This is a genomic window from Microcystis sp. M_OC_Ca_00000000_C217Col (genome assembly GCF_007095585.1).
Lineage (GTDB): Bacteria > Cyanobacteriota > Cyanobacteriia > Cyanobacteriales > Microcystaceae > Microcystis > Microcystis panniformis.
The window spans coordinates 1-24,600 of the sequence record NZ_SFBV01000322.1; the positions used below are offsets into that span (position 1 = coordinate 1).

General features: G+C 39.0%; 18 protein-coding genes and 2 pseudogenes. 14 read left to right on the forward strand and 6 right to left on the reverse strand.

All coding sequences use genetic code 11. The annotated features are described in order from the left end of the window. Positions 1-491 precede the first annotated feature (491 nt). From EWV66_RS20400 to EWV66_RS20425, 6 genes and pseudogenes are all read left to right on the forward strand, one after another. Positions 492-1,146, forward strand: a pseudogene (locus EWV66_RS20400) (RNA-guided endonuclease InsQ/TnpB family protein); the annotation flags it as partial. A gap of 416 nt (positions 1,147-1,562) precedes the next feature. Continuing rightward, positions 1,563-1,928 carry a response regulator gene (locus EWV66_RS20405; RefSeq protein WP_002785387.1) on the forward strand — a complete coding sequence of 122 codons (366 nt, stop codon included), beginning with the start codon at positions 1,563-1,565 and terminating at the stop codon, positions 1,926-1,928. 91 nt (positions 1,929-2,019) lie between these two features. Further along, the gene (locus EWV66_RS20410) at positions 2,020-2,550 is read left to right on the forward strand and encodes a chemotaxis protein CheW (protein ID WP_002757615.1); all 531 of its coding nucleotides are present in this window, start codon (positions 2,020-2,022) and stop codon (positions 2,548-2,550) included. Positions 2,551-2,639: 89 nt separating this feature from the next. Next, a complete protein-coding gene (locus tag EWV66_RS20415; protein ID WP_072924739.1) occupies positions 2,640-5,273 on the forward strand; it encodes a methyl-accepting chemotaxis protein in 2,634 nt (877 codons plus the stop codon). 73 nt (positions 5,274-5,346) lie between these two features. Beyond that, positions 5,347-6,558 carry a glycosyltransferase gene (locus tag EWV66_RS20420; protein ID WP_052276772.1) on the forward strand — a complete coding sequence of 404 codons (1,212 nt, stop codon included), beginning with the start codon at positions 5,347-5,349 and terminating at the stop codon, positions 6,556-6,558. 447 nt (positions 6,559-7,005) lie between these two features. Then, on the forward strand, positions 7,006-8,343 hold the full coding sequence (locus EWV66_RS20425; protein WP_287107257.1) for an AAA-like domain-containing protein: 1,338 nt from the start codon (positions 7,006-7,008) through the stop codon (positions 8,341-8,343). A 21-nt stretch (positions 8,344-8,364) separates the two neighbouring features. On the opposite strand, the gene EWV66_RS20430 is transcribed toward EWV66_RS20425, so the two are convergent. The 4 genes from EWV66_RS20430 to EWV66_RS20445 form a co-directional block, all read right to left on the reverse strand. Then, positions 8,365-14,148, reverse strand: a complete 5,784-nt coding sequence (locus EWV66_RS20430) for an AAA family ATPase (protein WP_287107258.1) — start codon at positions 14,146-14,148, stop codon at positions 8,365-8,367. Positions 14,149-14,220: 72 nt separating this feature from the next. Next, the gene (locus tag EWV66_RS20435; protein WP_052276775.1) at positions 14,221-15,600 is read right to left on the reverse strand and encodes a radical SAM/SPASM domain-containing protein; all 1,380 of its coding nucleotides are present in this window, start codon (positions 15,598-15,600) and stop codon (positions 14,221-14,223) included. A gap of 204 nt (positions 15,601-15,804) precedes the next feature. After that, a complete protein-coding gene (locus EWV66_RS20440; RefSeq protein ID WP_287107259.1) occupies positions 15,805-16,449 on the reverse strand; it encodes a hypothetical protein in 645 nt (214 codons plus the stop codon). Between the two features lie 23 nt (positions 16,450-16,472). Beyond that, a complete protein-coding gene (locus EWV66_RS20445; protein WP_287107260.1) occupies positions 16,473-17,558 on the reverse strand; it encodes an amidohydrolase family protein in 1,086 nt (361 codons plus the stop codon). Between the two features lie 294 nt (positions 17,559-17,852). Between EWV66_RS20445 and EWV66_RS20450 the strand changes: the two genes are divergently transcribed. Beyond that, the gene (locus EWV66_RS20450) at positions 17,853-18,125 is read left to right on the forward strand and encodes a BrnT family toxin (protein WP_287107261.1); all 273 of its coding nucleotides are present in this window, start codon (positions 17,853-17,855) and stop codon (positions 18,123-18,125) included. Continuing rightward, the gene (locus EWV66_RS20455) at positions 18,109-18,384 is read left to right on the forward strand and encodes a BrnA antitoxin family protein (RefSeq protein ID WP_072924724.1); all 276 of its coding nucleotides are present in this window, start codon (positions 18,109-18,111) and stop codon (positions 18,382-18,384) included. Before EWV66_RS20450 ends, EWV66_RS20455 begins: the two co-directional genes overlap by 17 nt. A 35-nt stretch (positions 18,385-18,419) precedes the next feature. Here the strand turns inward: EWV66_RS20455 and EWV66_RS20460 are convergent, their stop codons facing one another. Both EWV66_RS20460 and EWV66_RS20465 read right to left on the reverse strand, forming a co-directional pair. Then, on the reverse strand, positions 18,420-18,635 hold the full coding sequence (locus EWV66_RS20460) for a hypothetical protein (RefSeq protein ID WP_002757627.1): 216 nt from the start codon (positions 18,633-18,635) through the stop codon (positions 18,420-18,422). Then, complete coding sequence (locus EWV66_RS20465) at positions 18,632-18,955, reverse strand: DUF4258 domain-containing protein (RefSeq protein WP_287107262.1); 324 nt, start codon at positions 18,953-18,955, stop codon at positions 18,632-18,634. The genes EWV66_RS20460 and EWV66_RS20465 overlap by 4 nt, the downstream gene beginning before the upstream one ends. Before the next feature lie 482 nt (positions 18,956-19,437). On the opposite strand from EWV66_RS20465, the gene EWV66_RS20470 reads away from it, so the two are divergent. The 6 genes and pseudogenes from EWV66_RS20470 to EWV66_RS20495 all read left to right on the forward strand — a co-directional run bounded on the left by EWV66_RS20470 (position 19,438) and on the right by EWV66_RS20495 (position 24,533). Beyond that, positions 19,438-20,805, forward strand: coding sequence for a hypothetical protein (locus EWV66_RS20470; RefSeq protein WP_052276777.1), 1,368 nt, complete (start codon positions 19,438-19,440; stop codon positions 20,803-20,805). Between the two features lie 110 nt (positions 20,806-20,915). Beyond that, positions 20,916-22,727, forward strand: coding sequence for a hypothetical protein (locus tag EWV66_RS20475; protein WP_052276778.1), 1,812 nt, complete (start codon positions 20,916-20,918; stop codon positions 22,725-22,727). 222 nt (positions 22,728-22,949) lie between these two features. Then, positions 22,950-23,237 (forward strand): annotated as a pseudogene (locus tag EWV66_RS20480) (BrnT family toxin). Beyond that, on the forward strand, positions 23,215-23,487 hold the full coding sequence (locus tag EWV66_RS20485) for a hypothetical protein (protein ID WP_002799473.1): 273 nt from the start codon (positions 23,215-23,217) through the stop codon (positions 23,485-23,487). The pseudogene EWV66_RS20480 and the gene EWV66_RS20485 overlap by 23 nt, the downstream one beginning before the upstream one ends. A 264-nt stretch (positions 23,488-23,751) precedes the next feature. Continuing rightward, positions 23,752-24,042 carry a type II toxin-antitoxin system TacA family antitoxin gene (locus tag EWV66_RS20490; protein WP_002799472.1) on the forward strand — a complete coding sequence of 97 codons (291 nt, stop codon included), beginning with the start codon at positions 23,752-23,754 and terminating at the stop codon, positions 24,040-24,042. Then, positions 24,039-24,533, forward strand: a complete 495-nt coding sequence (locus tag EWV66_RS20495; RefSeq protein ID WP_052276780.1) for a GNAT family N-acetyltransferase — start codon at positions 24,039-24,041, stop codon at positions 24,531-24,533. Before EWV66_RS20490 ends, EWV66_RS20495 begins: the two co-directional genes overlap by 4 nt. Positions 24,534-24,600: the final 67 nt, after the last annotated feature.

Genomic DNA, 24,600 nt, shown 5'->3' on the forward strand with positions numbered 1-24,600 from the left:
TCGCTGATGAAGAGGCAAGGTTTTGAACCACGATTCTCGCAAAACAGGTGCAAGGTTTTGCGAGAAAGGCCCTAAAGTCCTTACCTCGCCTACATTTCATATTTATTCAGCAAACCCTAAGTAGTCATGCAAAATTAATTACCTGCCCGATCGAGCTAAAACCCTTACGGGGCAATGATCGTCATGTGTAAATAATTTTGCCTAGGTACTTAATAAGTGAGAGATGGTGCGGCGAACTTTTTCGAGCTAAAACCATGAAAAGCTTATGCTATATGGATTTCAGCCTTCTTGTCCCCCTGTCAGATCTAAAGCTTCCTAAAATTGGATTGGTTTATTGTGTTCGTCACTGGGAATTTGCAGGAACAATTAAAACTGTTACTATCTCAAAAAACCCAGACGGTAAATAAGTAGTCATGCAAAATTAATTACCTGCCCGATCGAGCTAAAACCCTTACGGGGCAATGATCGTCATGTGTAAATAATTTTGCCTAGGTACTTACTACGCTTCTATTTTAGTTGATGATGGACAATCCCTCCTGCCCCCCTTGATAAGGGTGGTGACGAAGACGGGGGGATAGAAGGTAAAGCCATAGGAATTGATTTAGGACTGAATCATTTTGCTATTACCAGCAATGGCAGTAAATATGATAATCCTAGACATTTAGCCAAACATCAACGTAACCTAAAAAGGAAACAACAAAAGCTATTGCGTAAAAAGAAAGGAAGTAACAACCGTCAAAAAGCTAGAGGTAAAGTAGCTAAAGTTCACTCTAAAATCTCAAGATGTCGTGAGGATTTTCTGCACAAACTATCCCGTCAGATAGTTAACGAAACCCAAGTTATTGCGGTAGAAAATCTCAATGTCAAAGGCATGGTATGCAATCATAATTTAGCTAAGGCTATTAGTGATTGTGGTTGGGGAATGTTTTGTACAATGCTTAAATACAAGGCAGAATGGCAAGGAAAAACTTATACCGAAGTTGATAGGTTTTTCCTAGTTCTAAAACTTGTAATGTCTGTCTAAATCAAGTGGGTAGTTTGCCGCTTGAGGTTAGAAATTGGACTTGTGTGCATTGTAAAACAACCCATGACCGGGACATAAATGCGGCGATAAATATCAGAAATGAAGCCTTAGGGATATTAAGTAGTCATGCAAAATAAATTTCCTAGTGAAGACAGGCAAGAGGCAATAGGCAAGAGGCAAAAGCTTTATCGAAATGTGTAATTAATTTTGCTTAGGTACTTATCGTTAGGAAAAGCGCGATACTGCCTATAGAGGGGATGTAAGACCAAAAGCTGGGCGTAAGTCCGTCTTGAGGGAATCCCCCGTGAAATAGGAAGCTCTCAACCACCTTGAGAGTAGTTCACCGGTAGAATTGGGAACTATAGAGATGAAACCCGAAAGGGTGAATCAAGTCCTTGTTTAGAGGGAAACCCCTGATAAATTTCAGATTGCGTTGGAGGCAAAAATGAGAGCAATTTCCGAGCATCCGGTCAAAGGGGACTATTATCGGGCATCTTTTGCCATTGTTGTTCTTGGCAGCCGAGCTAGGTAGGGAGTTATGAGCGAAATCTTGCTGGTAGAAGACAGCCAAACGCAACGGGAACTGATCTGTGATCTACTCCGCAATAGCGGCATCAAGGTCACGATCGCCACGGATGGGGTAGAAGCCCTCGAACATATTCAGAGAGCCAATCCCGATCTCGTCCTCCTCGATATCGTCATGCCCCGCATGAATGGTTATGAGGTGTGTCGTCGTCTCAAGTCGGATCCAAAAACCAAAAATGTCCCGGTGGTCATTTGTTCCTTGAAAGGGGAAGTCTTTGATCGCTATTGGGCCATGAAAATCGGAGCCGATGCCTACATTGTCAAGCCCTTTGAACCGATTGAGTTCATTTATACCATTAAACAACTGTTGCGCCGATAAAATCGCCCTCACCAGAGACAGTGTATCTATGGTATAGGTCAAGACAGCTAAAAACGCCGCCCGAATTATTAGTTGCAAGAGAACTAAACTCATGCTTAACAACGCCGATTTTTTTACTGGTAACGCTCAAGATATCGCCCCCGACAATCAGGAATTAGAAACTCCCGTCGGTGAACTGTACTTGCGATTTTATCTGCCCTCTCAGGAGGAGTTTGCCCTTAGTGCCGTGGGCATTGGCGAGGTAATACAGCAACCACTCGATCGGATTACCCCCATTCCCAATGCTTCACCCTTGCTTCTCGGCACGATCAATCTCCGGGGTCAAGTGATCTGGGTGGCGGATCTCGGGCAATTTTTGGGGGATAGCAGCCGCTTAAACACCGATCGAGCCGAAATTCCCATAATTGCGCTCAAAGAAGAGGAAACGATCCTCGGTTTAGCGGTGGAACGTTTGGGAGATATGGAATGGCTCGACCCAGATAAACTAGGTAGTGCCGCCAGTATTCCCGCTCAGATCGCCCCCTATGTGCAGGGGGAGTGGATTCTGGGCCAAGAATCAAAAAAAACCTTAGGACTACTCGATCATCTGGCCATACTCCGTTCTGCCCGTTGGGCGGCTTAAAACCTGAAAAAAATAGCAGAATAGGATTTATAGGAATTCTTTCTTGAAACTACTAACTACTTCATTTAACTTTACTAGGGGAGGGGCAAATGCCGTCAGGGACAGAATACGCAAAACTCTATAGAAAGGCTAACACCGCCTATTGCCAGGGCAACCTTGAGGATGCCGCCGTCATTGTCAAAGAGATGATCAGCAAGTATCCCGAGGATGCCAATGTCATGCTTTTACAGGGTCACATTCATCTAGGACTACAACAATACAGATTGGCGGAGGAGCGTTACGAAAAAGTGCTGCAATTGGCTAAAAATTCTCCCAATAGTTCCGATCTAGCCGATTATGCCCAGCGTGGTCTCGATCAGATTCGGCAATTGCGTTTTGAAGCCGAGGAGGGAGATTTTACGATCGCTGCTACGGAAAGCATTGCCTACAGCGAGGCAGCGTTCGATCTAGGTCAAGGTTTTAACCATTCTCGCCCCAGGAAGTCGCAAGGGGCTGACCCCGATGGACAAAATAAAGGGCTGGATTGGAATAGTAGTCTTTTCAATGAGGAGGATCCCAGCGAGCCTACGGTAAGTAAAGTCCATTCCTATGACGATGATTTTGAGGAATCGGAGGAAACCGCCTTTAGTTCCCTTACCCTGCCGGGCCCTGGCTCTCACGGTTCCCAGTGGTCTAGCGATTCGGCGGAGGGGGAAGCCCCTTTCCCCTTTTTAGAAGCGGCGGAGATTGACTCGCTGGAGGAAGGGTGGGACGGTGAGTTAGGGTCAACGGGAGAAGCCACTTTTATGGTTTCCTCTGATCTGGGGGGAAATCCCCTGACCGGTAGAGATCAGGAGTTATCCTATAGGGATACCCTAGAAGAAAGCACTTTTGCCATTGACCTGGAATCGACCCACCCACAAGGGGCAAAAACTGGCCTTAATCAGGGCAGAGTCACTCAAAAAAGATACGAGGAAGACGAAACCGGAGATTTTGGGCAACCAGAACTCAATGATGAGGATTTAGACGGTTTTTCCCCACTGGCTCTGACGGATACGGTTCAAGGACTGGGGGACTGGGAGCTATTTACCGGTTCGGGGGGGGAAGCTTTAAGTGGTGGTTTTCTCCCCGAACCCGGTGCGCGCCTTAATGCCAGTTCTGGTGTGGGAGAGCCTAGTTTTAATCCTTCTAGTCTAAAAATCCCCAATGACAAAAGAGATAGTCATCTTACCCATGCTTCCGAGCACTTGCTCAAGCCAGTGGTGGAAGTCAATCCGGGCAAATTAGGCTTTTTTGTCAACGCTTCTTTAGGCAAAAAGCAATTAATTTTAGCGGCTTTAGCGGGTATTACCCCGGTGGTGTTAATTTTTGCCGTTAGCACCACCTCTTGGCTTTCTGCAAAAGTTGCCCCCAAACCAGCCCCAATACCACCAGCACCAGCCAGCCTTTCTCCTTGGAGTCAACCGAAACCAGCAATGATGTTATTAACTGGATTGGGAACCTTTGCCCTGACTTGGCTAGGTTTACAGTTGCTAATTAGTCAGATTAAGCGCAGTCTCAACGATCTGCAAAGCCAATTCGATCATCTCTCGGAAGGTAATTTTAACGCTAAAGCGACGATCTACTCGGAAGATGAATTCGGTCAACTGGCCAATCGTTTCAATCAGATGGCTCGGGTGGTGGTAATTACCACCACGGAAGCCCAACGCCGCGCCGCCGAAACGGAACGGGAACGGGAAGACTTACAACGGCAAGTGATTCGACTTCTCGATGATGTGGAAGGAGCGGCTCGGGGAGATCTGACCGTGGAAGCGGAGGTAAGCGCCGATGTTTTAGGGGCGGTGGCCGATGCTTTTAATTTGACGATCCAAAACCTGCGCGAAATTGTCCGACAGGTGAAAAAAGCGGCAAAACAGGTGAATCAAGGCAGTACCAATAGTGAATCTTTCGCCCGCAATCAGTCTAGCGATGCCCTGCGGATGGCGGAGGAATTGGCCGTCACCCTTAATTCGGTACAGATGATGACCGACTCAATTCAACGGGTGGCAGAAAACGCCAGAGAAGCCGAAGAAGTCGCCCGCACTTCCTCGATTACCGCCCTGAAGGGGGGTGATTCCGTGGAAAGAACCGTGGCGGGAATTCTGCAAATCCGCGACACAGTATCAGAAACGGCGCGAAAAGTGAAGCGTTTGGCGGAAGCTTCCCAGGAAATCTCGAAAATTGTCGCGGTAGTCTCTCAGATTGCCTCGCGGACCAATTTATTGGCTCTTAATGCCTCGATTCAAGCGGCGCGAGCAGGAGAGGCGGGCCGGGGTTTTGCGGTTGTGGCCGATGAGGTGCGTCAGTTGGCCGATAGAGCCGCTAAATCTCTTAAGGAAATTGAACAGATCGTTTTACAGATTCAATCGGAAACGGGTTCGGTAATGATGGCGATGGAGGAAGGGATTCAACAGGTTATCGATGTCACCGAGCGCTCGGAACAGGCGAAGAAGTCCCTAGAAGATATTATCCAAGTTTCTAACCGCATCGATACGCTGGTGCGATCGATTACCGCCGATACGGTTAAACAACGGGAAAATTCCCTCAATGTCGCCCAAGTTATGCAGTCGGTGGAGTTAACTGCTCAGGAAACTTCCCAAGAATCCCAACGGGTGGCGGGTTCTCTGCAAAAATTGGTGAGTATCTCCCGGGAGCTGCTTTCTTCGGTAGAACGGTTTAAGGTAGACTCAGAGGATGATCGATAATCGGTGAGCGCTAATCAGTGGGTTATTGATTAGCCGCTATCCCTCAAGATTGACCGCTAGAGTGAGTAAAGTTATGCCTAAACTTAGTCTCTGCATGATTGTCAAAAATGAAGCCGAAAATCTCCGGCGCTGTTTGGATAGCGTTAAAGGGGTGGTGGATGAGATGATCGTTATGGATACGGGTTCGACCGATGATACGATCGCTATTGCTCAAAGTTACAGTGCCATAGTTCCTAGCTACGATTGGCGGGGTAATTTTTCCGATGCCAGAAATGAGGCTTTAAAATATGTTACTGGCGATTGGATTTTAGTCCTTGATGCCGATGAGGAATTAAATCCGGCTATCGTACCGAAAATGCGTCGGGCAATGGAAAAAGAGGAAAATTTAGTGATTAATTTAATCCGCCATGAAATCGGAGCCATACAATCACCTTATTCTCTAATTTCGCGGCTATTTCGCCGACATCCTCAGGTCACTTTTACCCGTCCCTATCACTCAATTATTGATGATAATGTGGCTATTTTATTAAAAAAAGAGCCTAATTGGAAAATAGTTGAACTGCCAGAAATTGCTATCTTTCACTACGGTTACACCGTCGATAAAATAGCCAGCTTAGATAAGTTTGAACGGGCAAGAAAAGCGATGGAGGGTTTTTATCAGCAACATCCTCACGATCCCTATGTGTGTAGTAAATTGGGAGGGTTATATCTGAAGATTGGCAGGGATAAAGAGGGTTTTAAGCTGCTCAAACACGGTTTAAAATGCCATGGCTCTAATCCGCATATTTTATACGAGTTGTATTATCATCTCGCTAATTATTATTATTCAGTAGAGGAATTTAAGCAATCAGCCGATAATTTTATTAAAGCGATTAAGCAGCCAATTTTAGATAAATTAAAACTGGGTGCTTATAATAATTTCGGTGGGTTATTATACGAAGCAGAAAAATACGAAACTGCCTTATCTGTATTTGAGAAAACCGTAGAAATTGATCCTAGCTATGCCGATGGTTACTATAATTTAGGACTGGTTCTCAAACAACTGCACCGGCTACCAGAATCGATTAAAGCTTATAAAAAAGCTCTCAAGTTAAACCCGGATAATCCCACTATTTACCAAAATCTAGGGGTTGCTTATATAGTTTTCGGTAGTTATAATGAAGCGATCGAGATTTGGCAAAAAGGCCTACAATTATTGAAAGATCAGGGTAATGTATCTCGCGCTGAAATGCTGCAAGAAACCCTAGAAGCTCTGGGAGCAAGTGTATTGAGGGATGAACAGTAACTGTTAACCGTTGTTGGCAAGATTGGGAGCAGCCACTGTACTAAAATTCTCAATAGGCAGTTTAAATGCAGTACATCTGATTGCTCAAACCCTGTCTAGTCAACTCCTGTGAGGATTTTTCCGAATTAATTCTTAATAGGATTATCGAGTAGTTAGACGCTGAAGACTTAGGGGTTTTGATAGAAATTATCAAGAGATAATTGCTCGCCGTGTAATTGACCTTGACAAGAAATGCTATAATTTCCTAGCAAGGGGGGAAATTAATCCCTCTCGGTGTTGCCGTCGCACAATTTTGTCGGTTGCTGGTTCTCGTCAGCTTGTTTGTCAAATATACCAATTCCAGTTTGAATCGCTGCCGTTATGTCAAGATTCAATATTTCTGGCTGCAACGGAACTGGAAAATCAAATAATCTATTTCTTCAAATCTTCTTACCTTGGACAAAAATAATGAAATTCGAGGAAATCCAAGAGATTCTTAATGGGCAACTGCTCAAGCTTGAGAATCGCTGTCTCAATGACACAGAACAATTATTATTGCGAGGACTTTGGCAGAAAAAGAACTATCAAGAAATTGCCCAAGAAAATGGTTATAGTAGCAGCTATCTTGCCAATGTAGTTGCCCCAGGACTCTATGATAGACTCTCGCAACTGATCGGAGAAACGATCAATAAAAAAAATTTTTTATCTAGACTACAATCTCATTTTACCAACTCCACATCGCTTCAGTATTGCGGTAATGAATATCCCCAGAATGAGCGTCCAGAATACCCAGATGCTCCTGTTCACTATAATTCTTATTATTATCTAAAACGAACAAAACTTGAAGCAAAAATTATCGAGGAAATCGGACAATCTGGGGCGTTAGTACGCATTAAAGCTCCCAAAAAATGGGGGAAAACGTCTTTATTATTAACAATTTTAGAGGCTTGTCAACAGCAATTCGGTTATCAAATTGTTAGTTTAGATTTACAAAAAGCAGACCAAGACATCATAGCAAATTTTAACAAGTTCTTACGCTGGATCTGCCGTAATTGCGCTCGGCAGTTGAATTTAGAAGCCAAATTAGATGATTATTGGGATGAAGATATAGGAATTAAAATGAGTTGGACAATTTATTTTGAAGAGTATATTTTACGAGAGATAAAACAGCCACTGGTATTGGCTTTAGACGAAGTGCATCGAGTCTTTGAACATCCGAAAGTAGCAGAAGATTTTTTACCTTTAATCAGAGCTTGTTATGAAGAATCTAAGCGATCTCCCCTGTGGCAGAAATTACGTTTAATTATTGTTCAATCCACAGAATCTTATGTTTCTCTGCGATTAGAACAGTCTCCTTTTAATGTGGGATTACCCATAGAGTTACAGGGTTTTGGTCAAGAACAAGTGGCAGAATTGGCAAAAAAATATCAATTAAATGAATTAGCAACCAACGAAATTCAACAGTTGATCGACTTAGTGGGGGGACATCCTGCCTTGATTCATTTAGCGATTTATCATCTTAGCCAAGAGCAAATCACGATGCCAGATTTAATCAAATCAGCAACTACATCAACGGGAATTTATTCCTCTCATTTACAGCTTCACTGGGTCACTTTACAAAAACAACCCGAACTTGCCGGTATTTTTCAACAGATTTGTCAAGGGAATCAACCAATAATAGTCGATCCAATTATTGCTTATAAACTTAATAGTATGGGTTTAATTAAACTCAGAGAAAATAAAGCAATTGTCAGTTGTCAGTTGTATCAAAAGTACTTTATAAGCCAATATACTGGTTCAGTATAAATAAATTTTTGAACCATGGTATTAAGACAGTGATCGCTCAAGCCAATCATTATTAAATATCGTCTGATAAATCCGATTATGAACGTCCATTTTCCCGTGACGCTTTACCACTAATCCAGATAAAAATAACTCAGGTAAATAGGGATTGTTATCAATCTGTATTGGTTCTTGATGGAGGATTTGTCGATACAAGGTTAATAACTGGGGTCGGTTTGGACTTTGAAGAAGGCGATCTTGAATGGTTTTTAAATGTTCGGGTTGATCCTGCATCTCCCAATCTTGAATAATTTTTTCTGCTACTAAGTTGGCCAACCATTGTTCTTCTTGATTAGAGGGGATTGGTTGCTCACTATCCCGCATCAGTTGACAGAGTTTTTGAGTTAAGAAAGGTTGCCCTCCCGTCCAGCTTAAGACTTGTTTGAGCATTGTCTGAAGATTACTGACTTTTTCTGTTAACCCATATAATAAAGGTTGAGCTTCGTGTTCTTTAAAACTTGCTAATTCAATAGCGTTACCAATATTAAAAGGTGTTTTCTGGGGGTCAGTAATTAAAGCTGAAGGTGTGGTAGCACCAAAAAAGGCAAAAGTTAGCTCTTGAAATTGAGGTTGAATCGCTCTCTGGTTATAAAAAGAACGAATTAAAGCAAAAAAGTCAGAGACATCAAATTTTAACCCTAAAATGCTATCAATTTCATCAATAAATATAACAGTCGATTGTCTAGATTGCCGCTGATTAAAATCGTCATTAACTAGAAGAAACTCTTCCATAAATTGTCCTAATCGTTGTACAGGAGGCAGGTCTAATTGTTCATTCCACCAAGCTTTAAAAGTTTTCAATTGTTTGATTAATCCAAAACTGCGGAGCAGATCAACGGCTAATCCTTTATACCATTGTTCGGGGGTAATATTGTCTGTTCCTAGCCGAGTTAAGTCAATTACTGCACATCTAATTCCCTCCTTTTGTAATTGGCTCATCATCCGCACCATTAAGCTAGATTTTCCCATTTGACGTGCATTTAAAACATAGCAAAATAGACCTTGTTTGAGAGCTTTATAAAGATTGCGATCGGCTTGTCGAACCACATAATTCGGCGCATCCATCGGTAAACTTCCCCCCACTTGATAGACAAATTTGGGAGGTTGTTCAGCACTTTTAAGCAGGTCATTTTCAAAGATAAGTTCTGCTTGAGTTGCTTTCAGTACCTCTAAAGTGTTTGTGAGTTCTTTTGTCCGTTCTTCTACTCTTTGTTCTAAGGTTTGATAGAGTCTTGAGTTATCAATAGAGATAGCAGCTTGAGCTGCTAGAATATTTAATAGTTCAACTCTTTCTGAGGTAAATGCGCCTGTTGTTAAATTATTTTCTAAATAAACAATTCCTTTTAATTGACCTTGATTGAGTAAAGGAGTACAAAGAATAGATTTAGTTTCTTTATCCACAATATAATAATCGTTGGTAAATTGACCTTCAGATGTGGCATCATTTAAAACGATAGTTCCTTTTGTACGAGCGACATAATTAATAATGCTAGTGGGTAAAATGGGAATTGAGTTATCATGGTCGATAGATTCTATGGGAATTGATTGTAAGATATTAATAGTTTCTTGATCAATTGTTCCTTGAGCTTCAATGACCCAATTTCCTTCCTGTTCTAAAATCAGACAACCTTTCTGCGCTCCTGCATTTTCAATGACAATTTTCATTAAATTTGTTAGGAGATTTTCCAGTTTAATTTCTCCAGAAATTGCTTGTGAGGCTTTGAGAATAGTGGTTAAATCAAGAACTGCTCCATCATTACCAGTAGTTGAAATAGTGGTACTCAGTCCTTTAGATTTGTTTTCATTGCTGATACCTAATAAATATTGAGGGTATTCTTCTTCTAATTGTTTAACTTTGGCCTTTGCACCCCAACGAATGTAACAATGATAGGCATTTCTGAGGTATAATTTCCCGATTTCTTCTCTACCTAAAGTAAAATAAAATTCAGAGGCACGTTCATAAGCTAAAGCCTCTTCATGGATAAATTCGTATTTTTTTGCTCCTTGAATGGCTTTTTCATAAAATTCTTGAGCTTCCCAATTTTGACCTAAGACCCTCGCTTTTTCTGCTTCGACTAAATCATATTTATGTTGAAAATTTGCTGGACAATGACTTGCCCATTTTGCCATATTTTTCTGATTGTTATCTACTTGTTGTAGTAATTTTCTTTGATCATTTTGCTCTGTGTCATGATAATAAGCTAGAAAACTCAAAGATGAATAGAAATTATGTTGAGGAGAAATCAAAAATGAGTTTATAGTTGGGTTTGAAATATATTGAAGTCCTCTTTCTCCATAAGTAACTGCCGACTTGTAAATCTTAAGAAGATAAAATAATAATAGTTTAGCAAAGTAAATCAGAAAAAGTAACCATTCATTGTTAGTCTGATTTAATTGGTCTAAAACTGCATTTTCTTCTTCAGGGGATTTACCGACAAATAAAGCAATTTCTTTTTTTAAGCTTTTTTGTAAATTATTGACTATATTATAAGAAATTTCTTGGTAAAAAGAGGAAAAAGTTTGCTTGAGTTTTTTAATAACTCGATTATACTTGATATATTCCTGTTCAACTTCTTCCAAATGATAACCTCCCAACAGTCTATAAATACAATAGTCTATAGCTACATAAGAGGCAAACTGGTTATCCCCTACATCTAAACCGATTTGAAAACTCTTTAGTAACTCGTTATCGATCTCTTTATTTCTCAGATACTCTTTCCAGTGATATATACATCCATAATGTGTCTGTATAATAAGAGCTTGTACTTGACGAATATTATATTTATCGAGCAATTTAAGGGCTAATTTACCAAATTCATATCCTAAATTATAATTATTGATAGAGCCACATAATATCATTCCATAGTAGCTATATGTTGCTGCTGATTCAGGAGAATTTCCATGGTTGATAAATAAATCAATCTGTTTGAGGATTATTTTTATATGTAATAGGGGATCAGTAGTTGCCGTCGAAGACATTATTTGTTGTAAGATTTGAATGGCTTTAAGCTTATAGGGATCAGTCATAACAGGAAGGCTTTCTAAATCGTCAATTTTCCTTTTTTGTAGAATTAAATTTAAGGACTTATTAATGCTTTGATTAATATTACTTTTGCCATTTCTTCTATAAATTAAAATTCCCAGTTCTTTCAAAGTTTTTAAAGCGGTATCAATCGCCTGATCAGGTTGAAAATTTGCATAGTAAAATTCAATCTTTATCTGATATGTTTTGACTTTATCTAAGATCGATTTAGCTTGGTTAATAATGATATTTGAATAAAATAAAATTTGCTGAAATTCTGTATTAAGAAAGAGAGAATGTAATTTTTCTTCATGAAGTTCTAAAGTCAATTGATACTGCTCACTCCAACTATTAGTTGTTAATAAACTGAGACCAGAATCTAAATACTTTAATGCTGTTTCATAAGCAGTTGATGCTTTAGCTTTTTTAGCAGCTTTAAGATTTAATTCTGCCAAGTTATCTTTTTCTTGTTGCTCAGTAATTAGCTCAGAACCTTCATTAAGTTGATTAACAATTTCAAAAATATTGTTTAATAATTCATCGTCTGTAATGTTTTTTAGCAGTAGGCGACCAATTTGTAGATGAGTCCTTTTCTTTTCTTCCTCTGGAATTAAAGAATAAACTGCTTGCTGCACTCTGTCGTGTAAAAATTTATAGGAAACATAGTTAGAATACCCACCCAAAGTTTCAGTTTCTAAGAGTTGCCTCGATAATTCTTTTGAATCCCAGAGTAGAGCTAGTTTATAGTTATTATCTAATGGTATTACTAACCCTTTATCAAGGGCTAATTGTAGTTGTTGAGCCGTAATATGTTGAGATGTATTATTTACAATAGAAAGAGCTTCTAGACTAAATTGATTACCAATACAAGCGGCTAATTTTAGAATATTTTGAGTTTTTTGAGCTAATTTTTTTATTTTATGGGTCATTAAATCAACGACATTATCGGTAATTGATAGACTTTTAATTTCGGTAAGATCCCATTGCCAATAACTTTGCTTATTATTTTCCAATTTAGTAGAAGAAGGATTAAATATTATGAAACCATCTTGGTATAAAGAATAGAGAAACTGAGCGATAAAAAAGGGGTTTCCACCTGTTTTCTGTGTCACCAAATCTGCCAAAGGCATAGTAACTTCTATCGAACAACTTAAGGTATCAGCAATTAATTGATTAATGTGCTTCATCTGCAAAGGAGCAAGAGTAATTTTCGATACAGAAACTTGTGATTGCTGAATTTTCTCTAAAGTATTCATTAAAGGATGAATCGAACTAACTTCATTATCTCGATAGGCTCCAATTATCAGAAAATATTTAATGTCAGAATCTGATATTAATTGTTCAATTAAGTTTAAAGAGGGTAAATCTGCCCATTGTAAATCATCGATAAATATCACTAATGGATTTTCTTTTTGAGAAAAAACATTGACAAATCGTTTAAAAAATAAATGAAATCTATTTTGACTTTCACTTCCTCCTAATAGTTCAACAGGTTGCTGTTTGCCAATAATTTTTTCAACTTCGGGAATAACATCGATAATAATTTGACCGTTCTTACCCAATGCTTCCAAAATTTTCTCTTTCCAAGCTTGCAGGATATTTTCTGGCTCACCTAGAAGTTGACGGATTAAGATTTGAAAGGCTTGAGAAATAGCTGAATAAGGAGTATCTCTTTGTAACTGATCAAATTTTCCTCTAATTAATCGCCCTTGCTTATATGTAACTTGTTGGTAAATTTCATGAACTAAAGCTGATTTCCCAATCCCTGAATAGCCAGAAATGAGGATCATTTCATTGGTTCCTTGACTAACCCGCTCAAAAGCCTTCAAAAGTTGAGTAACTTCCCGTTTTCGACCATATATTTTTTGAGAAATCTGAAATTTATCAGTCAGATCCTGACCACCTAAAGAAAACTGAGCAATCTGTCCTAACGTCTTTAATTGATGAAGACAGATTTCTAAGTCAGCTTTAATACCCAAGGCAGTTTGATATCTTTTTTCTGGGGTTTTTGCGAGCAGTTTGTTAATGATATTAGAGAGAGTTAAGGGAATCTCTGGAATGAGTTGATGAACAGGTAAAGGTTGTTGGGCAATATGACAATGAACTAACTCCATAGGATCGGTGGTTTCAAAGGGCAATTGATTGGTTAAAAGTTCATATAAAGTAACTCCAAGGGAATAAAAATCACTACGGTAATCTAGACCTCGGTTCATTCTTCCTGTTTGTTCTGGGGCAATATAAGCTAAAGTCCCTTCTAATTGGTTAGGAGGACAAGCTGTGAAAAATTCTTGGGATAAACGGGTGGAAATATCAAAATCAATGATTTTCAGTTGTTCGGTTTCAGGGTTATAGACAATATTAGATGGGTTAATGTCTTTGTGAATAATATTAGCCTGATGAATAGCAGCTAACCCCTCAGTTATTTTAATAGCGATCAAAAGAAAGTTTTCCAAATTTAATTTACCTTGAGATAGCAATAACTCTAAAGATCGACCTCCAAAATCTTCTAAAAACATTATCAAACTATTATAGTGTCGCTGTAAATCATAAGCTTTAACAACACTGTCTATGTTCAAAGAACGGATAATTTCATATTCCTGTCGATAACGGGTAATCTCTGAAGGAGTTGGATAATTTTCTTTAAGAATTTTAAGAATAATCGGTTGAGCATTTGCCTTAAAAATACCTCGATAGACTAGAGAACTAGAACTTTCATAAATTTTTGTGATTAGTTGATAATCTTTCATAACTCACTTTTTAATAACGTTTTTACTTATTTTCTAGCATTTGAGCAGAAAAATGTCCATTAAACTCTTAGATCAGACTTGAGAATAAATTTCTGTCACCGTTGTGGTTAGCACTGAGTATCCATCTTTTAGTTCTTGATCAATTATTTGCGATTTCCACATCTCACAGTCTTGACAAGCTCTTCTTTTTTCTAATTGATTAAGAATTAAATCTTGTCGTAGTTGCTGGAATAACTCTCCCGACCAAATATCTTGTAAAGTTTGTTGATTATAATCCCCTAAACTTTCAATCTCTTGATCAAAACCTAGTCTAAATAAGGTTTCTATACAGTAGTAGATTTTGCCATTGGGTAAAACTGCCATTTCCAGAAAAGGGAATAAACAAGTCCAGCGCCCTTGCGCTTTTTGTTGATAATATTGGAGGGATTTTTGTACCCCTTGATTGTGTTTTTTTAGTCGCATATTATTTTCTTGATATTCAGCAATATTAAGGATAAAAACACTATTAACTTTTGATAACCAACGATTTAAAAATGCTTCTTCTTCCTCAAGATTAACATTGTAATTTCTGACAAAAGAGGTTCTAATTTCGCAGTCAATACCCAACTGATCTCTAATTCTTAACAGATCAATTGTATTGGATTCGACCTGGCTTAAATCTCCACCTCGAATTCTTAAATAAGTCTCTGGAGTCGCCGCATCAAGACTAATATCAATACTGGTTAAACCCGATTTTAACAGAGCTTTAATATAAGTTTTATTCAGAAGTTGACCATTAGTAGTTAGATGAACTTTTGGAACACCTTGCTGTCGGCAAAGTTGAATAAAGTCTATAAGTTTAGGATGAAGTAATGGTTCTTCAACACTACCTATTACAATGGTAGTTGCTGCTTTTCCACAGTCTGCTGCTAGTTTCTCCATCATCTCCCAAGACATGACTTTTTTCTTTTGAAAAAAATCTGTAGTATGATTAGACTTTATCGAAGAACTATGATAGGGACACATAACACACTTAAGATTACAAGTGTTACCAACAACAACTCTGACATAAGAAGGTGCGATCGCTTTTCCATAATGACAACTAAAATAATGTAACTGCTCATCTCTATCTATTGCCGATAGTAAAACTAATGGAATAGGCTGAGGTTGAATAGTTTTGCTTGTTAGGAATGTCTCTATGTGGGGTTGTAATTGATGCCAAATATCACTTAATTCTTGGGGATATAAATACGCTAGTATAGGATAACTAGGCAAACCCAAATCTGAAAGAATGGGTAAAGTTGGCTGAAAGACAACAACCGCATATTTATCCTTAGCCGTCATTAGCAATTTTTTGATACTATGAGGATGCAAAGGAATATTATGGGAGGGAATCTCAAGAATTCTATCTGAAAAGATAGAAGTATTTATTGTCAGATCGGATAAAAGGTTCTGAGGATCTTTAATAATCATTTTTTGACTAATTTAACGATAAAATCCTCACCCTTGAGGTGAGGCGAGCAATTCTTATTTTTGTTCAATTAAGTAGGTGGGTGGAATTAAATATAAGATGAACGTAGGTTGGGTTGAAGCATGAAACCCAACCCCCGATTATGTTACGCTACCGCTAACCCATCCTACAAATAATTGTGCCTCCCTACTTAGTTTGTAAGGCTTCTAGGAACAAGTTGTCGGAATATAAGGATTTGTGGAAAAATACTCCCCTCTTGTCCGGTTTGATATCCAGTCGGACAAATCATCTGCATTTAAAGTGGCATTTCCCCATGACGGCTCAGGTGGATAGGGAATAATCATTTTAAACAACTCTGGTGCATTGTTATCTGCATCCAATATTTGACCAATAAAGCTACTATACGTCACTTCAAATAAGTAACCCAAGCTTGGGTTTTGCTCTCCCAGTTCATATTTATCAAAGATTGGAAAAATATATTCATCGGGTGGATTACCTTGTGGAAAGAAGACTTGTTTCAGTAAATAAGCTGGATCAGATTCATCAACGGTTTCTAGTGGTTGGGTGGGATCAGCTCCAAACAATTTTTTGAGGTGATCAGCATTCTTTCCTTGGTCTGAGGTCGGATGTTCAAAATAAGTCCTTAAGAGATTGGCCACTCTCTTTTGCTCGGCGTATTTCTCTTCATTTTCATCAGCCCATCGCCAAATATAAGCAATAATTTGAGAAACTTGTTTTGACTGTTGATAAAGATGCTGTAAAAAATTAATGTGTGGGGATTTATGTTTCATTTGATGAGCGGCTTCATTAACTTTTTCTGCCTTGTAGAATAAGCTACGAGTTTCAAACATAAGTGTGCTTCCTTTTTGAGAAATTAAATTGAACAATAAAATCGCTGAGGATTTTCCCAAACGATTTTTTTAACTATCTCCCGAGATAAGTTGTCTTCAAGTCCTATAACTTTTTTTACCCCATCAGCTTGATGATCCATGTGAGGATAATCAGACCCGAAGATTAAGTTATCAGAACCGATAAAATCAATGACCTGAGCCAAACAAGGTTCAGAGGGTTCCCCTGCAATGTAACATTGACGGCGGAAATACTCCGATGGTAGTAATTTTACCCGATCTTGGACTTCCCAATGTAAATTTTTATACTCTTCGTCAAGCTTCCATAACCAATAGGGAAGCCAACCACACCCTGACTCTAGAAACGCCACCCTCAGCCTCCGATGACGTTCTAACACCCCCCCTTCAATTAAGGCTAACAGTGCCATCATCTGCTCCATGGGGTGAGAACAAGCATGAAGGGCAAAACGGGTGTTAAATCGATCTGCACCAGTGGTGGGTAAGCGGCTATGAGTGCCTTCATGAATTCCTACAGCCATGTCCAAATCCTCGCAGGCCGCCCAAAAGTGTTCATAGGCTCGATCGCTCAAAATTCTGCCTTTAACGGGATTAGGGCGCAAAAAAACCGCCTTCCAGCCCAAGTTTGCCATGCGGTGTAGCTCTTTGACCATATCTTCGGGATCATGTTGATTGACTGCAGCGACTCCTTTCAGTCTAGCCGGGTCATAGCTACAATATTCTTCATATAACCATCTATTATAGGCACGGACAAAAGCCCCCATCACTTCGGCGGGTAGGCTATCAATGGCAAATAACCACAGTCCGTAATTAGGATAAATAAAAGCCACATCTATGCCCATTTGTGTCATAGATTGAACATGGGACTCTGGGTTATAGCGATTGAGATAAGCGTGGGGATGAGCTTGCATCATCTGCTTATTCCCTTCTGCTTGGACTTGTGGGGAGATTTTTTGACTAATCGGTTCTCCTTTGATTTTCATGTCAGCAGAAGGGGCAAATTCCCTAAATTTAGGTTCTAGGTATTTTCCCCACATTGCGGGGGGTTCAATGACATGGGAATCAGCATCAATAATTTTGTACCCGTTGAGCATAGCGATTTTTCGGCAATTTTCTACCTAAATTATATTTGATTGGGAAAAAGCGGTCCCTTTTTTTAGGCTTTTTTTTCATCCCCTAAAACTCCATGGATTGATTGGGTTAAACTTGACACAACACTTTATTAAACTTAACGAATGGAAGCGATTGAATTTAAAATGATTCTTCATCATGGCACAGTTGTCATTCCCCCTGAATACCCCTCTAAGTGGGAAGGTAAGGCGATCCGTGTGATACTCTGAAGGGGTTTTGAGCTTGACTCAACCTTCTAAAATACATATAATGTATGTATGTCATTTGAATACGATCCCAGAAAAGCAAAAACCAACTGGCAAAAGCACGGTGTTTCCTTTGCAGAAGCTGAAATGGTGTTTTTTGATCCCCTCGCTATTCATGATCTTGACCCCGATTGTATAACAGAAGAACGTTTTATTGCAGTGGGGATGGGAAACATGGGATCACTATTAGTGGTTATTTATACTTTGCGGGGTGAAGTCATTCGCTTGATTTCTGCTCGTCGTGCTACAAAACAAGAGAGAAAAACTTATGAGAAAGGAATATGATTTTTCTAAAGGAAAACGAGGGGCGCTCATTTCCTCTCAGGGAAAAACACGCATTACCATTTATCTAGATGATGAGATTCTAGCTTATTTTCGAGAACAGGCTGAAACCGCAGGAATGGGTTATCAAACCCTAATTAATGAGGCTTTAAAACAATATATCCAATCTCCTTCTGAGCGATCGCTCACTCAGTCCGATTTACGTCGTATTCTTCGGGAAGAATTATCGGTTAGGCGATCGCTGTGTTGTTCTGAGGAATAGCGATCGCTTTTTAATTTTTTCTTGTCAAAGTTTAGTTAAACGGTAAGAGGGGTAATTTTGTAAAGATGTGCTAAATTGGAAGCTTTTTGTAGATCACCTTGACGAAGGGCTTCCCGGACATCATCTAATTTTTGAGCGTCTTCTAATGATAAATAGGGCGACCATCCTTCGGGAGTCTCAATCAGTTCGACTTCCACTTCAGCCATGTACTCTCCAATGTGGATGAGTTTAATGTGAGGCTTTTTTGTCATAGTTTTCTCCTTGTAAAATCACTTGACCAACGTGCTGGATCAGGTCTATAGGCAGTGACTAGAACAGCAGGCGATTCGGTATTCTTGGCTATACCCCAAACCACATGAACGGGTTTACCCTGACTATCTTTCTGTAAGACTAGCACACAACGCCCTTTAGGATATTCCAGGTAATCTTCGAGAATGACAGCTTCTCTAATACCTGTTATCACATCCCTTACCAGAATACCGTCATTTGCTAGTTCATCGTAGCCATGGGCTGATATTTTGACTTGCCCACGGGAAAGTAAAGCCAGAACTAATTGGAAGGTTATACTCATCATCTAATCATAGCATCTCTTTATTCAAGGAAGAAGGCGATCGCTGTCTGTTTTCAAGAATTGCGATCGCTTTTTTGCTGCCTTCTTTTCATCCCCTAAAACCGCTACAAGTCAGAGGTTAAAAGGGTTTTGATGATTTTAGTCGCCAGATTAATTCATTAGTTCTACTTAAGGAATTAGGGAGTCATACTATAAAGTGACCCTTTAAATCTAATATAAATCTAATATAAATCTCATATAAAAGTTAATATTCTACTCAAAAAAACCTATTAGAAAAGTATTAACTTTAGAGATTGCCATTACTCAAAATAAAACTTATTCTGGTATCAAAGGTGATTAAACAAATCACTTTTAACCCCAAAGACAAGGCATTTTGCTTAAGGCACTATGGCTAACTCGAAAATTTCACGAATAGATTTTTGAGAATGTCTTGAGGGTGTAAAAAACGACAAAACTCTCAAATATAACGGAGAAAATTTATCATGGCTTTAACTTCTCAAAATGCTTGGTCTGCATATGCTAAAGCGATATTAGATCAAGCCACTTCTGGACAGTTCGATCCGAAAACTCAGACTTTTTCATTGGCAGGACAAACGCTTAATGTTGATTTAGCCAATGCCGATACAGAAATTATTAATGCCAACGTTTTTGAGATTGGTAATACTATTCCTGCCGCTGGGGGGGCCTACACACCATCCAGTAGCTTGATATCTTCATATTTCTCATTTCTCAATTGGATCAAGCTCCAAGGAGATCCTAATCCCAACTTACAAAGTCAAATTAATCTTGCTGCTAGTGCAATACAACCTGCTCAAGACAATTACATCAGTGTTCAAACTAAAGCAGTTGCTGCTTGGACTGCCTATAAAGCAATCGATTCAGCAATCTCTTTTCCAGATTATGTGCGAACCCAATACCCTACCTATGGTCAGGCAAAATTAGCATTGGATGCGGCACAATCAAAATATAATCAACTAATGCAACAGGCGTATGGTCCTGACTATCAGACCATTGTTGCTGCACAAGGTAAAGCAGGTTTTGATGGAGCGCAAGCACTCTTAAAAAATACTCTGAATATGCCCGTAAAACTTGGTAGTTCTGCACCAGCAGGGAGTGGTGCGCCCGTGCTTCCCGGTCAAAATCCACCCACCACACCAAGTTCATTGATTTCAACCTATGCTCCCGGATTCACACTCGATTCAGCCTTTACGGCAAAGTACCAAGAATGGCAGACATACAGTGTACAGCAACCACCTGTTTTTAATGGCTTAAAGATTCGTTTGGATGCTTCATCCAGTGCGGCAAACTGGAGTGATTTTGGTTGGAGTGCAGCAGCGAATGCTCGTTTCCCTGTTGGATGGTTTACTGCTGTCTATGTCTCTGGTCAGGCATCCTATAAAGAGCAGACCTTCGATTATACTGCCAGTAATTTTTCCTTTGAAGTCGAGTTTTTAGGATCTGGTCTCTTCCCCATCTTTTCCAATCTCTGGTTTGATCTAGGCATCGTCAAAAACTATGGTAATAGCCTTCGTCAAGGTCATCCCAACTTTTTCAGTGAAAATGGAACACTAGCACGAATTCCGGCTCAAGTTTTGATTGGTTTTCAGCCCAAAATTACCATGACAGTCTCTGCTAGTGACTACTCAAATTTCAAATCCCAATTCCAACAATCAGCCAATATTGCTTACAAGTTTGGACCATTTACTATTGGAAGTGTGAGCGAGTCGAGTTACTCGGATAAATCAAAGGTTACTTTTAACGACAGTAATAATTCCTTTACAATTGGTCCTGTCGTATCTACAGTGCCACAAATCATCGGAGTTCTCTGTAACAAGGTAACTATTTCATAGGAATACACACCCTTGATTGGATGTCTATCAGATAGGTTGAATTTAATCTACTCGGATAGACATTCAATTCAAATAACATGATCTGAATTCTACCAAAGAAGAATATGATAATGTCTAGTAACTTTTTTCAACAATACGCTATCAAATTACTTCAATTAGTAACTAATGGTAATTTTGACACAGAAACTCAGTTTATTTCTTTGGCTGGAACAACACTGGTTGTTGATCTTGGTAATGCAAATTCAAAGATCATCAACAAAGAAGTATTTGACATAGGGAATGCTATTCCAACTTGGAGTACCCGATACTCCTCTAACAATAGTTTATTAACTAGCTATACTCTTTTTCTCTATTCTATTGACTTAGACGGGGATCCTGATCCTCAACTAGATAGCGAAATTGAGAAAGCCTATAACAGCCTGATGGACTCACAAAGCAAATTTAATGATATTGATACTCAGGCCAGAGAAAAATACAATACTTATAAAAATCAAGCAAGCGAAAACATTACTTTTGGGGATTATATTAATCAGTTTTACCCAGCTTACAGTATAGCTAAAGATAGTTTAAACGCTAAAATTATCCAATATGAAGACTTAATGAAACAAAAATATGGTGATGGTTACTCAGTCATTGCAGAAGCTAGAAAAGCAGTAAGTCCTACAGGGGGAGCAGCCGACATAACAGATAAAAATTCCTATAATATGCCTATTATTACAGGATCTCTAGCATCAGCAGGGGGAACGACCACGTTACCCGGCCAAACTCCACCCCCACCTGATTCTACATTAGTTGAAAGTTATGCACCAGCTTTTTCTATTGATGGTTTTACAACCAAGTATCAAGAATGGCAAGCTGCAAGTGCTGATGATAAAAAAGCTGGCTATACAATTACTATTAAAAAAAGTAACTCTGTTATTGATTCAGAACCATATTTTAATGAAATTCCGTTTGATTTTTCTACCTTTCCTAATTTTCTAAATTTTTCCAATTCTGACAGTGACGATAATTGGTGGGATGAACAATTTGAATTGACGATAAGTTTTATCGGTTTGGCAACATTCTCTATCTCACCTGGGGTATGGTTTGATAAAAGTATCGTGTCAAACTATTGTCACAAACTTAAGTCTGATTATCCTTCATTTTTCGGAAAAAATGGTTCAATGAGTCTCCTACCAACTGAAATTATTGTTGGCTTTCAGCCACAGATCAAGCTTAGACTTAATAATAAGGCTTACCAGTCGGCAAAAAATTCTCTAAATAGTCAAAAATTAATTACAATAGGCTCGTTTAATATTGGGAGTTCTCAGTGCTCAACCTATGGAAGCAAATCCGATATCTTGTATGAAGATAGTGGCAACACAATTACGATTGGTCCAGTCAAGAGTACCTTGCCTCTGTTGCTAGGTGTGACCTCTACTAAACTAGGTTTATCATCACCAAAACCCCCCATATCTAAATCTGTTCAGTTTGGTGATCAATTCTATTTAAGAAATCAAAATGGTCAATATATCGTAGGTGCAGATAAATCTTTGGGATTAAATGGATCACAATATTATCCCAGATTGGGAAACACAGGTAAAATTGCCTTAGAATTTACAGGTGGGATAGGCAATGTTGAGAATGGAATGATTGTTCAAATCAAATCTACTGAGGAATTTGTCGGTAAATATAACGTCTTGGGTGCTTGGACAACCCCAAGCTGTTATTACTACTCTACTGAAACAAACTACCAACAACAAAATTGGCAAATTTTTAAAAATAATCCTAATGATAAACTCATCCAAGATGGGGATCAAGTTTATTTTAAGAATATATACTATAAAGACCAGAATCTTGTTAGTAATGGTCTTTATTTAACCACTAAAAAAGATGTTGATGAATTTTGGATTATTGAAAAGGTTGAGGATCAAGATAGCTAAATTGCGATCGCTTCTTCTTCTCGATTGGGTTGAAACAACGAAACCCAACACTAATAAAGGTGTGTTACTGCGGTGACATACCTTTTACTATCAACGGCGATCGCTTATATATCTCTCTATTGGTCAAACTTTAGGAAGACGCGATCGCAGAGGAAAAATTGTTATTCCGCCATCAGGATATACTATAATGGGATATGTTTCAGTTGGCAAAGTGGCAATGAGTTGGAACTAGCATTTGAATGGGATAAACAGAAAGCAAAAATAAATCAAAGAAAACATAACATTTCTTTTGAAGAAGCATCCACCGTATTTGATGATCCCTTAGCTGTAAATTTCGATGATCCTGACCATTCTACAGGAGAGAATCGCTATCTTATAATAGGTTGATCAGATCAAGGTAAATTTCTATTTGTTTCTTATACGGATCGTGATCATAAAATTCGTTTAATTAGTGCAAGATTAGTTACACCCAAAGAAAGGAGATATTATGAACGAGAAAATCCAAGATGAATTAGAAGATGACTTGCGAGAAGAATATGATTTAAGTCAACTTAAAAATCCTGTTCGCGGAAAATATTACCAACAGTATCGGGAAGGTCATAGCGTTACTATTCATCATGAAGATGGAACAAAAACGGTTGAACATTTTCCAGCGCAAAATGATGTAATTATTCTTGATCCTGATGTTAAAAAATATTTTCCTAATTCGGAATCCGTTAATGCGACCTTAAGAAGTTTAATTAAATTAATTCCTCAATAATAGTGCGATGCCTACGGCACTGCATAGCAGCACGCCCCTTCTTCTCGATTAGTTTGAAACAACAAAAACCAACAATAATAAAGGTGTGTTACTGCGGTGACACACCTTTTACCTATCAGTTATAATGGAAAGGTTTGAAGCCTAGACTTTCATCAAATGATGCTCATCTCTCTGAAAAATCCTGGTATCGTATCGTACATAGTGTAATGTCGTTGTCACTACATTATGTTAAAATAATTAAGTTTGGAATTACACACCCATCTTATGAGTAGTAAAACAAAAAGTAAGACTCCGCGTAATACCCTAAATTTGCGAATTAAGCCAGAAGAACGCAATTTGATCGATATGGCAGCCAAAGTGCAAGGTAAGAATAGAACTGATTTTATTTTGGAAGCCGCGCGGAATGCTGCGGAGGAAACTTTGCTCGAACGTACTATTTTTTTGGCTAGTCCAGAGGCTTATGCAGAATTTATCGCACTTCTAGATGCACCACCTCAACCTAATGAACGTTTACGCAAAACCATGCAGACGCTCGCACCTTGGGAGAAGGAATGAATTTGACACCACCTGAACCTCTGGCTAGTTATCACTCAATCACTGATTTTTCCTGCGGAATTACTTCTCTTGATGATTGGTTGAAGCGTCGAGCTTATGCTAATCAAGCCAGTGGTGCAACTAGAACTTTTGTTACCTGCGTTGACAATAGGGTAGTTGGGTATTACGCCCTTGCTTCCGGGGCGATTAGTATACAATCAGCTAATGGTAAATTTCGGCGGAATATGCCTAACCCAATTCCAGTGGTAATTTTGGCACGATTGGCAGTAGATACTTCTTCCCAAGGTCAAGGTTTAGGATGCGGTTTATTTCGTGATGGTGCGCTACGGGTTGTTAAAGCGGCTGATACCATTGGTATTCGGGGAATTATTGTTCATGCTATTTCAGAAGAAGCTAAGAATTTTTATTTGGCTTTAGGTTTTGATGTGTCTCCTCTTGAACCGATGACGTTGATGATTACTCTTAATGATTTACGCGCTTGTATTGCTTAGTGCGCTACAGGGGCAACACGGGGTCAACCACAGGGGGTTTGCCCCTACAGGTACGTTTAAGTCCAGA